Origin of the sequence: Novosphingobium sp. 9 (genome assembly GCF_025340265.1) — a bacterium.
Lineage (GTDB): Bacteria > Pseudomonadota > Alphaproteobacteria > Sphingomonadales > Sphingomonadaceae > Novosphingobium.
The window spans coordinates 114969-127726 of record NZ_CP022707.1 but is presented as its reverse complement, the minus strand read 5'-3'; the positions used below and the strand labels follow the sequence as shown (position 1 = coordinate 127726).

Sequence of the window (12758 nt, the reverse complement as noted above, 5' to 3'; positions counted from 1 at the left end):
TCAGCCTTTCGTGTCTGTAGGGTTGGGGGAGGGGGGAGCGCCCTTGTCGGCGTCGCCTGCGCTGTTTGCGGTATCAGCAGGCAGGAACCGCGCCATCTGCGCCTCGATCAGCGAGGCGAAGCCCAGCGTGCCGCTTTTCGCGGTGATGTCGGCAAAGTTGTCGTCCTGCATCTGGCGGAAGGTGTCGGTGCCGGGATCGGTGCCGAACACCGCGCCTTCATCGCTGCCGCTGCCGAAGTCGGTCTTGCGCGCGGCGCCCAGCATCTGGCGCAGGAACAGCGCCTCGAACTGCTGCGCCGTCTCGTGCAGCTTGTCCTGCTCGGTCTTGCCAGCGGTTTTGCCCAAGGCAGAGGTCTGGCTGGCTGCGGAGGTGGGAGGCAGCAGCGGGCTCATATCACCACCATCTCGGCCTTGAGCGCGCCTGCCTGCTTCAGCGCTTCCAGGATCGCCACGAGATCGGACGGGGTGACGCCCAGCATGTTGAGCGCGTCCACCACCTTGGACAGTGAGGCGCCGCCCTTGAACAGTGCCACCGCGTGCTTCTCGTCGTCCACCGAAATGGCGGAGTGCTGCTCGGTCTGCGTCTGGCCGTTGCCGAACGGGCGCGGCTGCGAGACGTGCTGGTCCTCGTCGATGCGCACCGTCAGCTTGCCGTGGCTGATCGCGGCAGGCGAGAGGCGCACGGCCGAGTTGATGACCACGGTCCCGGTGCGGCTGTTGACGATGACCCGCGCCTGCGTTTCGGCGGGGGCGACGTCGATCATCTCGATCGCCGCCATCATCGAGGCGCGTGAGTTGGGATCGGCGGGCAGGGTGAGCGCCAGCGTCACCCCGTCCTCCACCGTGGCGATGCCGGGCAGGCGCTGGTTGATCGCATCGCGCACCCGTGCGGCGGTGAGGAAATCGGCGTCGAACAGGTTCCAGCGCAGCACCGGCGCGGTATCGAACCCGGTGGCGACGGCGCGCTCCACCGAGGCACCCTCGGCAATGCGGCCCACGGTCGGGATATTGACGGTGACTTTCGAGCCGTCGCGCCCCGAGGCGTCGAGGCCACCCACGGCGAGGTTGCCCTGCGCCATCGCGTAGATCTGCCCGTCCGCGCCATAGAGCGGCGCCATGATCAGCGCCCCGCCGCGCAGCGACTTGGCCTTGCCGATGGTCGATACGGTCACGTCGATGCGCTGGCCGGGCTTGGCGAAAGCGGGAAGGTCCGCCGTCACCATTACCGCCGCGGCGTTCTTGAGGCCGGGGGAGACACCTGCGGGCAGCGTCAGGCCCATGCGGCCCGAGACGCCCTTCATCGCCTGCGTCAGATATTCCAGATTGTCGTCGCCGGTGCCGGGCAGGCCGACGACTACGCCGTAGCCGGTCAACTGGTTCGAACGCACGCCCTGGAACTGGCCGAGATCGCGCACGCGCTCGGCCATCGCAGTGCCGGGGCTGAGGATCGCGAGCGCAGCAACGGGCGCGAGCCACCAGTTCCCCTCTAGCCTGCGGGAGCGGAGAAGAGAGGCGAACGCTCGCGCGATCGGAGGTGTTGTCCGGGCCATCAGAACGGGGAGATCGCGTTGAAGAAGCGGCCCAGCCAGCCCTGCTTGCTGGCGGTCTGCAACGCGCCTTTGCCGGAATACTGAATATGGGCGTCGGCCACGCGGGTAGAGGCGATGGCGTTGTCCTCGTCGATGTCGGCAAGGCGCACGATCCCCGAAAAGCGGACCCATTCATCGCCCTGGCTCAGCAACATCTGCTTTTCTCCTCGAACCAGTGCGGTCCCGTTGGGGCGCACTTCGGCGATGGTGACGGTGAGCGTCGATGCCAGCGCGCTGGTCTGCGCCGCATTGCCCTGACCATTGAACGACGAGGACGAGCTGGCATTAAGGGCATTGGGGTTGAGAAACGACAGCAGCCCGGCGCTGGGCGGGGTGATCGAGGCGCCGCCGCCCTTCTGGCTCTTGGAACTGACCGCCTTGGACGCGGTGGTGCTTTCCAGCAGGACGATAGTAACCGGATCGCCCACCGCATGCGCGCGGGTTCCGGCATAGAGCGGTGCATAGCCCATCGTCGCCGAGAAGATGCCGCCGGTCGGCGCGGCTGCGACCGGCGCGGGCGCGGCGGGCAGCGTCGGCTCGTAGCCCGAAGGCTTGGGCGGCTTCTTCGCGGCGAGCGCTGGCAGCATGGGAAACCCTGCCAGCACCGCCGCCGAAAGCAGAAGGGTGATGCGCCGCTTCATGATCAGAGCGTCTGGTTCGCGTTCTTGAGCATCTCGTCGACGGCGGAGATCATCTTCGAGTTGATCTCGTAGCTTCGCTGCGCCTCGATCATGTCGACCAGTTCCTCGACGATGCTGACGTTCGAGGCTTCGAGCATGCCCTGCCGGATCTGTCCGCGCCCGTCCTCGCCCGCAACACCGATCTGTGCAGGGCCGCTGGCGGCGGTTTCGAGCATGAAGTTGTCGGACGAGGATTGCAGCCCCGCCGCATTGGTGAAGCTGGCGATAGTGATCTGGCCCAGCTGCGAAGGCTCGGACTGGCCCGAAAGCTGGGCCGACACCGTGCCGTCGGTCGAGATCGTGATCGAGGTCGCGCCTTCGGGAATGGTAATCGCGGGCTGCACGGGATAGCCCTGCGACGTCACCAGCTGGCCCTCTGCCGAGCGGCTGAAATTGCCCGCGCGGGTATAGGCCAGCTGGCCGCCGGGCAGCGCGACCTGAAAGTAGCCGTCGCCATCGAGCGCGAGGTCGAGGCTGTTCGAGGTGCTCTGGAGCGTGCCTTGCGTCTCCATCCGGCTGGTCGACTGGACGCCGACGCCGGTGCCGAGATTCAGCCCGGTGGCATAGGCGGTCTCGCTGGACGACTGGGCACCGGCGACGCGCGCGTCCTGATAGGCCAGCGTCTCGAAGTTGGCGCGGTCGCGCTTGAAGGCGGTGGTCGATACGTTGGCGAGGTTGTTGGCGATCACGCGCATGCGCGTGTCCTGCGCCTCAAGCCCGGTGCGGGCGACCTGTAGAGCGGAACTGGGCATCGGGTTATCCTCTTGTTGTGCTGCCGAACCGTTACGGCTCAGCCATCCATGCGCATCAGGCGGGCGCCGCTCTCGTCGAGCTGGCGGGCGGTCTCGACCATCTTGGTGCGCATATCGAACAGGCGCTGGGCAGAGATCATGTCGACCAAGACCTGCGAGGTGTTGACGTTCGACTTCTCCAGCGCGCCGGGCACCACCTTGGCGTTTTCGTCGACCGGAAGGACGCCGCCGTTTTTCACGCGGAACTGGCCGGCGAGGTCTTTCTCGATCTGGCTGCCTGTCGGAGATACCAGCTTGAGGCGATCAAGACGTTGCGGTGCCCCTCCGGGATTTGCCGGATCGGCGGCGAGCACCGCACCGTCGGGGCCGATGGTCACGCCCATCCCCGGCGGCACGGTGATCGGCCCGCCTTCGCCCAGCACCGGCAATCCGTCGCCGTTCTGGAGCAGCCCGCTGGAGGCGACCGAGAGATCGCCCCTGCGGGTATAGGCCTCGCTCCCGTCGCCGACCTGCACCGCCAGCATCGCCTGTCCATCCAGCGCAACGTCCAGCGGGCGGCCGGTCTGGGTGATCTCGCCCTGCTTCATGTTGGCGCCGCGCACTTCGGTGTCGGTCATCGCGCGCACCTGCAGTTGCGGGCCGTCCAGCGTCATGGGCGTGGCCTGAACCTCCTCGGCGCGAAAGCCGACGGTCTGGGCATTGGCCATGTTGCTGGCGATCACCCGTTCGCGCGTCATCGAGGCGTTCATGCCCGACACTGCCGTGTAGATCAGCCGGTCCATCGCGGGAGCCTTTTCGGTTCAGGCGCCGTCAGTTGCGCAGGTTGATGACGGTCTGCGAGATCTGCGTGGCGGTATCGATGGCCTTGGCGTTGGCCTGGAAATACCGCTGCGCGCTGATCAGATCGACCAGCTCCTCGGCGATATCGACGTTCGAGCGCTCCAGCGTGCCCGAATTGATCGCGCCGAAGGCGCCCGAACCCGGCGCGCCATAGCTTGCCGCGCCCGACTTGCCGGTGACTTTCCAGCTCGAATCGCCGGTCTGCTTGAGGCCGTTGGGCGCCACGAAGTTGGCCAGTGCGACCACGCCGACGGTGGTGTTGGTGCCATCGTCGTACGAGGCGACGACCTGTCCTTCCTGATCGACGGTCACGCTGGCGAGCGTCGAGCCCGCCGCATTGGTCGGCGCGGCCAGCGCATCCTGATGGCTGCTGGCATCGACCACGCCGTTCGTCATCGGGAACACCTGCAGGCGGCTGCCCTCGGCGTTCTTGATATAGCCGCTGCCATCGACGCTGAACGAGCCGTTGCGGGTGAACTCGGTCTGGCCCGAATTGGGCGAGACGATGGTGAAGAAGCCTTCGCCGCCGATCGCGAGGTCCAGCGAATTGCCGGTCTGCTCCAGCGCGCCGACCGAGAAGTTCTGCTTGATCTCGGCCACCCGCGATCCGATCCCGACCGTCAGCGCCGGGTCGGTGACGACCGAGGACGAGACGATATCGGCGAACTGGGTATCGCTTTTCTTGAAGCCGTTGGTCTCGGCATTGGCGATGTTGTGCGAGATGACGTTGAGTTCGGTCTGTGCGTTCTTCAGGCCGGTCAGCGAGGTATAGTAGGACATGGGTGTGGTCTCCGAAGGGAAAGGGGATCAGGTCGAGGAAGTTTGGGCGGCCACCAGCTTGGCGACGGCATCGGTGGTCGCGGTCTGGGCCGAGACCACCTGATCGAGCTTGTCGGCGATCGACTGCAACGTCTCGCTGCTCTTCGTGGTGTTCGCCAGCGAGGAGAACTGCGCCATCTGCGCCAGCATCTCGTTGTTGTCGGTCGGGTTCGTCGGGTCCTGCTGCTGGAGCTGGGTGGTCATCAGCTTGATGAAGTCCCCGGAATCGAGGTCCGACAGCGAGGTCTTGTCCTTGACGGCGGACGTCGCGGGCGTGGTGGACGTTACGGAAGAAATGGTCATTTGAGCCTCATCGTGTCGAGCATCAGCTGCTTGGCGGTGGAGAGGGCCTCGACCATGTTCTGGTACTGGCGCGAGGCTTCGAGCATATCGACCATCTCCGCGTTCTCATCGACGGGAGCGGTCCACACGTCGCCGTTGGCATCGGCGAGCGGGTGATTGGGATCGTGCTGGCGGATTGGCGCGGCGGTCTCGCGCATCACGCCCTGCACCGAGACGCTGGCAAGGCCGCTCGCCTTGTCGAGATCCTCGGAAAACACAGCGCGGATCGGGCGATAGGCCTGCCCCTCGCTGGAGGCGACCGAACCGGCATTGGCAAGGTTGGACGCTGCCGCGTTCATCCGCACCAGCTGCGCGGACATGCCTTTCTGCGCCAGCGAGAACAGCGTCATCGGGTTCCCGGCCATGCGCCTATTCTCCCCGCAGCGCGCGGGTCGTGGTGTCGACCCGGCCGCGGATGAATTCGAGCGTGGCGGAATAGCCGACCGCGTTTTCGGAAAAGGCGACCTGCTCGGTCTGCAGTTCGACCGTATTGCCGTCGAGCGAGGGCATCAGCGGCACGCGGTACTGCTCGGCGCCCTTGGCGGCACTGTCGACATCGGTGCCTGCCGCGCTGGCGCGCAGCGCGGCGGCGAAGTCGATGTCCTTGGCCTTGTAGCCGGGCGTACCGGCATTGGCGATGTTGGACGCCAGCAGGCCCATGCGCTGCGAGCGCAGTTCCAGAGCCTTGGCGTGGATACCGAAAAGATCGGACGACATGGGTTCTCTCAAGATGAAAGGGTTCGGGGCCGATCATCGCAAGGGGCGTGCCAAATGATCGAACGGCAGGAATCGAGTGCAGTTGGCGGGCAGGGGAAGGCGGCCTGCCGGGAGAGGCGGCAATCCTTTGCCGGTTCCGGCAGCGGGCCATTGCCGGTCCCGGCAAGCCTTCCGGCAAATGTCGGCGATCTGCGAAAAAGCCCTGAAAAAGCGAACCGCGCTGCCGTTCTGACGGTCTGAGGAGGACTCCTGATCCGATGCATTGGCAGAACCTGATCGACGGACCCAGCGCGCTGATCGTGGTGGGCGGCACGCTGGCGGCCACGCTGCTGCGCTGCGGCTTTGCGGACTGCGGCGCGGCGCTTGGCGGCTTGCGCGCGCTGTTGGCCCGCCGCTTCGACACCGAACGCACCCGCGCCGAACTCGCTTCGCATATTCGCGAAATCCGGCAGGACGGGCTGATCCGTGCCCAGCCGCGCCATCTGGGCGATGCCGAGATCGACGACGTGACCGACGCGCTGATCGGCACCCGCTCGATCGCGGGGCTCCAGCGCGCCCACGAAGCGCACAAGCAGCGCCGTGCCGAGGCCAGCGCACGCGCGGTGCGCACGCTCAACCAGGCCTCGGACCTCTCGCCGGTGTTCGGCCTGGCGGGCACGCTGGTCTCGCTCAGCCAGCTGTCGAGCGCGGGGGGCTCGATCAGGATTTCCGCCCGGCGATTGCGATGGCGGTGCTGACCACGCTCTACGGCCTGCTGCTGGGCAACATGATCTTCGCCCCGCTCGCCCGGATGATCGCGCGCGGCGCGGCGCATGAGGAAGAGGCGCGGCAGGACCTGCTCGACTGGCTGGAGGCGCAAGTCGCCGATGCGCTGCCCGGCATGGCCGAGGCCCCGATCCATCGTGCCCCGGTTCATCATGCTCCGGCCCAGCATGGGCGCGTGGCGCGATGAGCGGGCGCGGCGCAACCAACTGGCAGACCTCGCTGGCGGATCTCTCGCTGGTGCTGTTCATGATCGCCGCCGCCGCGATGGGGCGCCACGACAAGGTGAAGGCGCACCCGGTGCCGCCTCCGCCGTCAGTCCAAACGCCCGCGAAGCCCGGAAAGGTCGAGCGGTCCGAGCCGGTCGCGGTCTGGGTCGAGGCCCCCGGTGCGCCGCCGCTCGCACTGTGGCTGAAGCAGCAGGCGCCCGACTTGCGCCAGCGCCTGACCGTGGCCGCCTCCTATGGTGACGGGGCCTCGACCCGCGCCGAGGCCTTGGCCGAAGCGGCGCGGATCGCCGGGGCAGCGGATGCGGCGGGCTATGCGCCGCGCATCGTCGTCGAGCCCGGACAAGGGCCGGTGCGCGCGGTGCTCGCCTATGACAACGACGGCCCAACTGGAGCGAACTAGGCCCTAGCGGCAACTGGCACGGGGTTTGCGTAGATCGAGGCGATATTCGCCTTTCGATGGACGTGACGTACTCCCGATGTTTGCAGCTTCCGTTCTCGTCGCCCCCGTTCTCGCAAGCGTTGCGCTGCTCGCCAGTGCTACCGGTTTTGCCGATCTTGATGCGGTGGATCGGCAGGTCGCCGCCTTTACCGGCGCACCTGTCGGCCAGCCCGGCGGTGCCGCCGCGCCCGTCGACCGGCGCCTGCGTCTGCAACCGTGCCGTGCGGGCCTCGCGCTCGCATGGCGCACGGCCGGACATGACAGCGTGGTCGTCCAGTGCGGCGATCCCAACGGCTGGCGGCTGTTCGTGCCCGTGCGCCAGAGCCCGCAAATGGTCGCCGCGCAGGCGCCCAATGCGGTGACGCGCGGCGATGCCGTGGCGATCGCAGTGACGGGAGAGGGTTTCAGCGTCTCGCAATCGGGACAGGCGATGGAATCCGGGCCGGTCGGCAGCTGGATACAGGTCCGCCCGACCGCCGGAGGCATCGCGCGGGCCGAGCCGATGCGCGGCCAGATCGTGCGTCCCGGCCTTGTCGAAGTGCCTCTTCCATAAGGAGAAACCGCGTAGCCTTGCCGTTTGCCACAGGAATTTCCCATAGCCCCTTAAAAGCTGTGTCCCGGTGCCGTTCTTCGATGGGCAAACGTCAAGGAGCGGCACCATGCCACCATCAGATCTTGGCCCGGCAGCTGCCCTGAGCAGTGTCGGCGCCGTTACCGCCCGGCCCGTCGCGCGCGCCGCCGGGGATATTGCCATCGCGCCGGCCGATGCGGCCCAGCGCACCTCGAAAAGTTCGGCCATCGCGGTGGCCGCCGCGCCGTCTGTCGAAACCACCGCCGCGCTCGATCCGGGCGAGGCGCCGATCGATACCGAACGCGTCGCGACGATCCGCCGGGCCGTCGAATCCGGTAATTATCCGCTGGTCCCTGCGAAGATCGCCGATGCGATGATCGCGGCCGGCATGATCCTCAGGAGTCCCAAGCCGTGAGTGCAACTCTCCTTTCCGCCCACCCGCAGCGCGGGGCGCTTCAGGTCTCGGTGCGCGAGACGCTGCGGCAGATGCTTGCCGTGCTGGAGACCGAGCGGCAGGCGCTTGCCGGTCTCGATCTCGACACCATCATGGGCGCGGCGGGCGACAAGGAGAGGCTGTGCTTCCGGCTGGAGGCCGCCGACGGCTTCGTGCTCGACGACGAATGCCGGGCGATGCTGGAAGCCGCCCGGCGCCTCAACGAAGTGAACCGGCAGGTGCGCAACATCATCGCCGCCAACGTGACCACGCGCCTCAACGCGCTGACCGGCGCGCCGCAGGTCTATCAGGCCAAGGCAAGGGCGCACGGCTTCCTCAGATAAGGCCGTCACCATTCAGCCCTGACGGTCTGCCAATGGTGGCTTTCCGAGCTTCCGGTGCTCACGTACTGAAAGTACGCTCCGCTCCGCTTCTCGAAAACCCACCATTTTCGCCACGTCATCATCTGAATGGTGATCAGCCTCAGGCCGAACGAGTGCCTCACCCAAATGGCACGCTCCTTGCTGAAACCGCTTCCGGCAATTCCGCCAGCCGGAGCAGACCGTGAGCGAAGCCTCTCCATTCGGTGTCGTCGCCGCAGGCGCGCTACAAAGCGCGGGGCAGGGCGTCGATCGCGTGCGTTCGGCCATTGCCCGTGCGGCGCAGGCGACGGGTGTCGACTTCAACTACCTGATGGCGCAGGCGAAGCTCGAATCCGGGCTCGATCCGCAGGCGAAGGCGGGCACGTCCAGCGCGGCGGGGCTTTACCAGTTCACCAGCGGGACATGGCTTGGCGTGCTGGGCCGTCACGGCGACGAGCATGGCCTCGGCGCGGCGGCAGCGGCCACCGGCAATCCCGCGATGCGCCAGCAACTGCTCCAGCTGCGCTACGATCCCGAGGCTTCCGCCAGCATGGCCGCCGAACTCGCGGTGGAGAACAAGGCCTGCCTCAGTGCCACGCTGGGGCGCGAGCCGGACAATGCCGAGCTTTATCTCGCCCATTTCATGGGGCAGGCGGGGGCGACCCGCTTCCTTTCCGCCCTCAACGCCAATCCCGGCCAGAGCGCGCCGTCGCTGTTCCCGCGCGAGGCGGCGTCCAATCGCGCGATCTTCTTCGATGGCGGCGCCCCGCGCACGCTGGGCGGGGTGATGGCGCTGCTGCGAGACAAGGTCTCGCGCGCGATGGACGGGGCGGATGGCTACGGCGTCGGTGTTCCTGGCGGTATCCCCGGCGGGATCGACGCCATCGGTAGCGGCTATGCCACCGCCGCCTTCCTGCCCCGGATGAATTACGAGCCGTTGAGGGAACCCGTGACGGGCCCGATGGCCGCCGAGTTTCAGGCCGCCCGCGCCGAAGCTTCGGGCCCCGTCCGCTCGATGTCCGATACGCTGCGCGGCGCGTTCGGCGATGGCGCAGGGGAGAGCGGCAATGCCGGCGGCAAGGTGCTGCCGTCCCGCGTTGCCGCAGCCTATGAAAAGCTCGCGAGGTTCGGCCTTTGAACGCGCTGCTCAAGCGGATCGGCGATCCCGGCGCGGTGGCGCTGCCTGCCGGTATCCTCGTGCTGATCGTGCTGATGATCGTGCCGGTCCCGGCCTTCGTGCTGGACGTCTCGTTCACGCTCAACATCGCGCTGTCGGTGGCGGTGCTGATGGCGGCGATGAATGCGGACAAGCCACTCGATTTCTCCTCGTTCCCGTCCGTGCTGCTGTTCGCGACGCTGCTGCGTCTCGCGCTCAACGTCGCCTCCACCCGCGTCGTGCTGGTCCACGGGCATGAGGGCGAGGCGGCAGCGGGCAAGGTGATCGAGAGCTTTGGCGCCTTCCTGATCGGCGGTAATTTCGCGGTCGGCATCTTCGTGTTCCTGATCCTGATGATTATCAATCTGGTGGTCGTCACCAAGGGCGCGGGCCGCGTGTCCGAAGTCTCGGCGCGCTTCACGCTCGACGCGCTGCCCGGCAAGCAGATGGCGATCGACGCCGATCTGGCCGCAGGCCTGATGACGGCGGACGAGGCCAAGGCACGCCGCCGCGAAGTGGCGACCGAGGCGGACTTCTATGGCTCGATGGACGGCGCCTCGAAGTTCGTGAAGGGCGATGCTATCGCTGCGCTGCTGATCCTGGGCGTGAACATCGTGGCGGGGTTCTGCCTCGGCATGATCTCGCACGGATTGTCCGCGCAGGAGGCGGCGCAGGCCTATATCACGCTGGCGATTGGCGATGCGCTGGTGGCGCAAGTGCCCGCGCTGCTGCTGTCGATCGCCGCCGCGATCATCGTCACCCGCGTGTCCGACCAGCGCGGCCTTGCCGGGCAGATCGGCGGGCAGTTCGCGGGCGCCGGGCACCTGGTTGCCGGTGGCGGTGGTGCTGGGCGCCATCGGCTGCATCCCGGCGATGCCGCAAAGCGTGTTCCTGCCTGCCTCGGCGCTGGCGTTCTGGCTGTGGCGTAGCTTGCGCCGCCGCGCGCTGCGACCCGCACCGGTGGTCGAGACGAGCACCGCGCCCGAACCGGCTGACCCCGCGCGCATCGCGCTGGATGAAGTGTCCGACCACACGCTCGTCACCATCGAACTGGGCTATGGCCTGGTCCAGCTGGTGGACGAGCGACGCGGGGCGCCACTGGTGGCGCGCGTCACCGGGGTGCGCAAGCAGCTGAGCCAGTCTTTCGGGTTCATCGTCCCGCAGTTCCGCGTGCGCGATGCGCTGGATCTCTCGCCGCACGAATATCGCATTGCCCTTGGCGGGGTGCCGCTGGGCGGGGCGACGATCCGCCCCGACAAGGTGCTGGCCATCGATGCGGGCGAAGTGCGTCCCGGCCACACCTTGCGCGGCGAGCCGACGCTCGATCCCAGCTTCGGCTGCCCGGCGATCTGGATCGAGGCTGCCGCGCGCGATCAGGCCGTGGCAGAGGGCTTCCTCGCCGTCGATGCAGGCACTGTGATTGCCACGCATCTGAACCAGTTGCTGGGCGAGCGGCCGCAGGACTTGCTGGGGCCGGACGAGGTGAAGACGCTGATCGAGGGCCTCAAGGGTCACTCCGCCGGACTGGTCGAGACGGTCACGCCCCAGCCGCTGGGCCTCGCCGCCGTCACCCGGCTGCTGCGCGCGCTGCTGGAGGACCGCATCCCCATCGGCCATCCGCTGCCGATCTTCTACAGTCTTTCCCGTGCCTTGCAGCAGACGGTCGAGCATGATCGGCTGGTCGATCTGCTGCGCGCCGATCTCGGCTCGCTGATCGTCGGGCGCATCTGCCCTCCGCACGAGCGTCTGCCGGTGCTGACGCTGGAGGCCGGGCTCGAAGGCGCGATCGTGCAGGGCATGATCGACCCCAGCACTGGTCAGCCGGTGATCGAGCCGGACCTTGCGCGCATGATCGGCGAGCGGATCGCCGGACTGATCGCGGCGCGCGGTGTCCACGCCATTCCGCTGGCGCTGGTGGTCCAGCCGCGCGCGCGCCGGGCGCTGTCCGCGCTGCTGCGCCTGCGCGCGCCGGGATGCCTTGTCCTCTCCATCGCCGAACTTCCCGCGACCCAGCCGATCGAGGTGGTCGAAGTGATCGGCGCGGCTCCCCCGCAGCCCGTTCATCCGGCGCCCGGCCTGCCTTCCCCCTCCCTGCATGACGAACCCGAGAGCATGCCCGCATGAACCAGATGCACTCCCTGTTCGATGGCCCGACCTATTCGGTGGCCCCTTTTCCCGGCGGCTCGCTCGCCTCGGTGCGACGATCCGAGGTGGCGGAGCGGGTCAGGCGCTTCCTGCCGATGGTTCGCCGCCTTGCCTGGCATGTTCAGGGTTCGGGCGGTCGCGTCGGCATCGAGCTTGAGGACCTGATGCAGGCGGGGCTCGTCGCGCTGACCGAGTGCGCGCAGACGCATGAGGCGCGGTTGAGCAGCGGGTCGAGCGCCGGGGGCGTGGAGGACGGCTTTGCCGCTTACGCCAAGATGCGCGTGCGCGGGGCGATGGTCGACATGGTGCGCCGCGCGGTGCCGGGATCGCGCGGGGGCAGCGAGAAGCGCCGCCAGCTGGCCTCGGCGCAGGACACCTTGCGCACTGCGCTGGGCCGCGAGCCGACCGCGCGCGAACTGGCAGGGGCGATGCGGGTGGACGAGAGCGAGGTTCTCGCCCTGCGCGACGGCACGCGTCCGGTGCGCTTCGAATCCATCGACGAGAGCTATTCCGACCAGTCGATGGCCTTTGCCGACGATGCCCCCGACGCGCACGATCTGCTGGCCGATGCCCAGACCCGCGGCGCGCTGATCGAGGCCATCGGCGACTTGCCCGAGCGGCTGCGGCTGATCGTCCAGCTTTACTTCGTGGAGGAACTGAACCTGTCGGAGATCGCCGGTGTGCTCGACGTCTCGGTGCCGCGTGTCCATCAGTTGAAAGCGCAGGCGCTCGCGCAGCTGAAGCAGAGCCTTGCGGGGGTGGCGGACGTGTTGTGAGAGAGGGCGCGCGGGGTTTGGTATAAGCGCGTGAAAAACGAGACCTCCCACCTTCGTCATTCCCGCGCAGGCGGGAATCCAGTCGGCGCGGCCTCTCGGGGGCGTGCTGACAGGAGAGCTTAGAGCTGGATTCCCGCCTGCGCGG

The 12758-nt window shown here is 67.7% G+C and carries 18 protein-coding genes and 1 pseudogene; 10 read left to right on the top strand and 9 right to left on the bottom strand.

What is annotated here, in order from left to right; genetic code table 11:
* The 9 genes from CI805_RS00585 to flgB all read right to left on the bottom strand — a co-directional run bounded on the left by CI805_RS00585 (window position 1) and on the right by flgB (window position 5739).
* On the bottom strand, window positions 1–393 hold the full coding sequence (locus CI805_RS00585) for a rod-binding protein (protein WP_260925033.1): 393 nt from the start codon (window positions 391–393) through the stop codon (window positions 1–3).
* Entirely contained in the window at window positions 390–1427 is a 1038-nt protein-coding gene (locus CI805_RS00580) for a flagellar basal body P-ring protein FlgI (protein WP_260925031.1), read from the bottom strand. The genes CI805_RS00585 and CI805_RS00580 overlap by 4 nt, the downstream gene beginning before the upstream one ends.
* A 122-nt stretch (window positions 1428–1549) precedes the next feature.
* Complete coding sequence (locus CI805_RS00575) at window positions 1550–2230, bottom strand: flagellar basal body L-ring protein FlgH (protein WP_260925029.1); 681 nt, start codon at window positions 2228–2230, stop codon at window positions 1550–1552.
* A 2-nt stretch (window positions 2231–2232) separates the two neighbouring features.
* A complete protein-coding gene (gene flgG, locus CI805_RS00570; protein ID WP_260925027.1) occupies window positions 2233–3021 on the bottom strand; it encodes a flagellar basal-body rod protein FlgG in 789 nt (262 codons plus the stop codon).
* 38 nt (window positions 3022–3059) lie between these two features.
* Complete coding sequence (locus CI805_RS00565) at window positions 3060–3803, bottom strand: flagellar basal body rod protein FlgF (RefSeq protein WP_260925025.1); 744 nt, start codon at window positions 3801–3803, stop codon at window positions 3060–3062.
* Window positions 3804–3831: 28 nt separating this feature from the next.
* Window positions 3832–4641 carry a flagellar hook-basal body protein gene (locus CI805_RS00560; RefSeq protein ID WP_260925022.1) on the bottom strand — a complete coding sequence of 270 codons (810 nt, stop codon included), beginning with the start codon at window positions 4639–4641 and terminating at the stop codon, window positions 3832–3834.
* A 27-nt stretch (window positions 4642–4668) separates the two neighbouring features.
* Window positions 4669–4983 (bottom strand): flagellar hook assembly protein FlgD, encoded by a 315-nt coding sequence (locus CI805_RS00555; protein ID WP_260925020.1) that lies wholly within the window; start codon window positions 4981–4983, stop codon window positions 4669–4671.
* Complete coding sequence (gene flgC / locus CI805_RS00550) at window positions 4980–5387, bottom strand: flagellar basal body rod protein FlgC (RefSeq protein WP_260925018.1); 408 nt, start codon at window positions 5385–5387, stop codon at window positions 4980–4982. Before flgC ends, CI805_RS00555 begins: the two co-directional genes overlap by 4 nt.
* A 4-nt stretch (window positions 5388–5391) precedes the next feature.
* Window positions 5392–5739, bottom strand: a complete 348-nt coding sequence (gene flgB, locus CI805_RS00545) for a flagellar basal body rod protein FlgB (protein WP_260925016.1) — start codon at window positions 5737–5739, stop codon at window positions 5392–5394.
* A gap of 54 nt (window positions 5740–5793) precedes the next feature.
* On the opposite strand from flgB, the gene CI805_RS00540 reads away from it, so the two are divergent.
* The 10 genes and pseudogenes from CI805_RS00540 (at window position 5794) to CI805_RS00495 (ending at window position 12613) form a co-directional block, all read left to right on the top strand.
* Window positions 5794–5979 (top strand): hypothetical protein, encoded by a 186-nt coding sequence (locus tag CI805_RS00540; RefSeq protein WP_260925014.1) that lies wholly within the window; start codon window positions 5794–5796, stop codon window positions 5977–5979.
* Between the two features lie 17 nt (window positions 5980–5996).
* A complete protein-coding gene (locus CI805_RS00535) occupies window positions 5997–6476 on the top strand; it encodes a hypothetical protein (protein ID WP_260925011.1) in 480 nt (159 codons plus the stop codon).
* Complete coding sequence (locus CI805_RS00530; protein WP_260925009.1) at window positions 6464–6691, top strand: hypothetical protein; 228 nt, start codon at window positions 6464–6466, stop codon at window positions 6689–6691. The genes CI805_RS00535 and CI805_RS00530 overlap by 13 nt, the downstream gene beginning before the upstream one ends.
* A complete protein-coding gene (locus CI805_RS00525; RefSeq protein WP_260925007.1) occupies window positions 6688–7131 on the top strand; it encodes a hypothetical protein in 444 nt (147 codons plus the stop codon). Before CI805_RS00530 ends, CI805_RS00525 begins: the two co-directional genes overlap by 4 nt.
* 76 nt (window positions 7132–7207) lie before the next feature.
* The gene (locus CI805_RS00520) at window positions 7208–7723 is read left to right on the top strand and encodes a flagella basal body P-ring formation protein FlgA (RefSeq protein ID WP_260925005.1); all 516 of its coding nucleotides are present in this window, start codon (window positions 7208–7210) and stop codon (window positions 7721–7723) included.
* Window positions 7724–7829: 106 nt separating this feature from the next.
* Window positions 7830–8156 (top strand): flagellar biosynthesis anti-sigma factor FlgM, encoded by a 327-nt coding sequence (locus tag CI805_RS00515; RefSeq protein ID WP_260925002.1) that lies wholly within the window; start codon window positions 7830–7832, stop codon window positions 8154–8156.
* The gene (locus CI805_RS00510) at window positions 8153–8518 is read left to right on the top strand and encodes a flagellar protein FlgN (RefSeq protein ID WP_313958508.1); all 366 of its coding nucleotides are present in this window, start codon (window positions 8153–8155) and stop codon (window positions 8516–8518) included. Before CI805_RS00515 ends, CI805_RS00510 begins: the two co-directional genes overlap by 4 nt.
* A gap of 220 nt (window positions 8519–8738) precedes the next feature.
* A complete protein-coding gene (locus CI805_RS00505) occupies window positions 8739–9674 on the top strand; it encodes a lytic transglycosylase domain-containing protein (protein ID WP_260925000.1) in 936 nt (311 codons plus the stop codon).
* Between the two features lie 5 nt (window positions 9675–9679).
* Window positions 9680–11816: pseudogene (locus tag CI805_RS00500) on the top strand (flagellar biosynthesis protein FlhA).
* On the top strand, window positions 11813–12613 hold the full coding sequence (locus tag CI805_RS00495; RefSeq protein WP_409934912.1) for a sigma-70 family RNA polymerase sigma factor: 801 nt from the start codon (window positions 11813–11815) through the stop codon (window positions 12611–12613). Before CI805_RS00500 ends, CI805_RS00495 begins: the two are co-directional and overlap by 4 nt.
* Window positions 12614–12758: the final 145 nt, after the last annotated feature.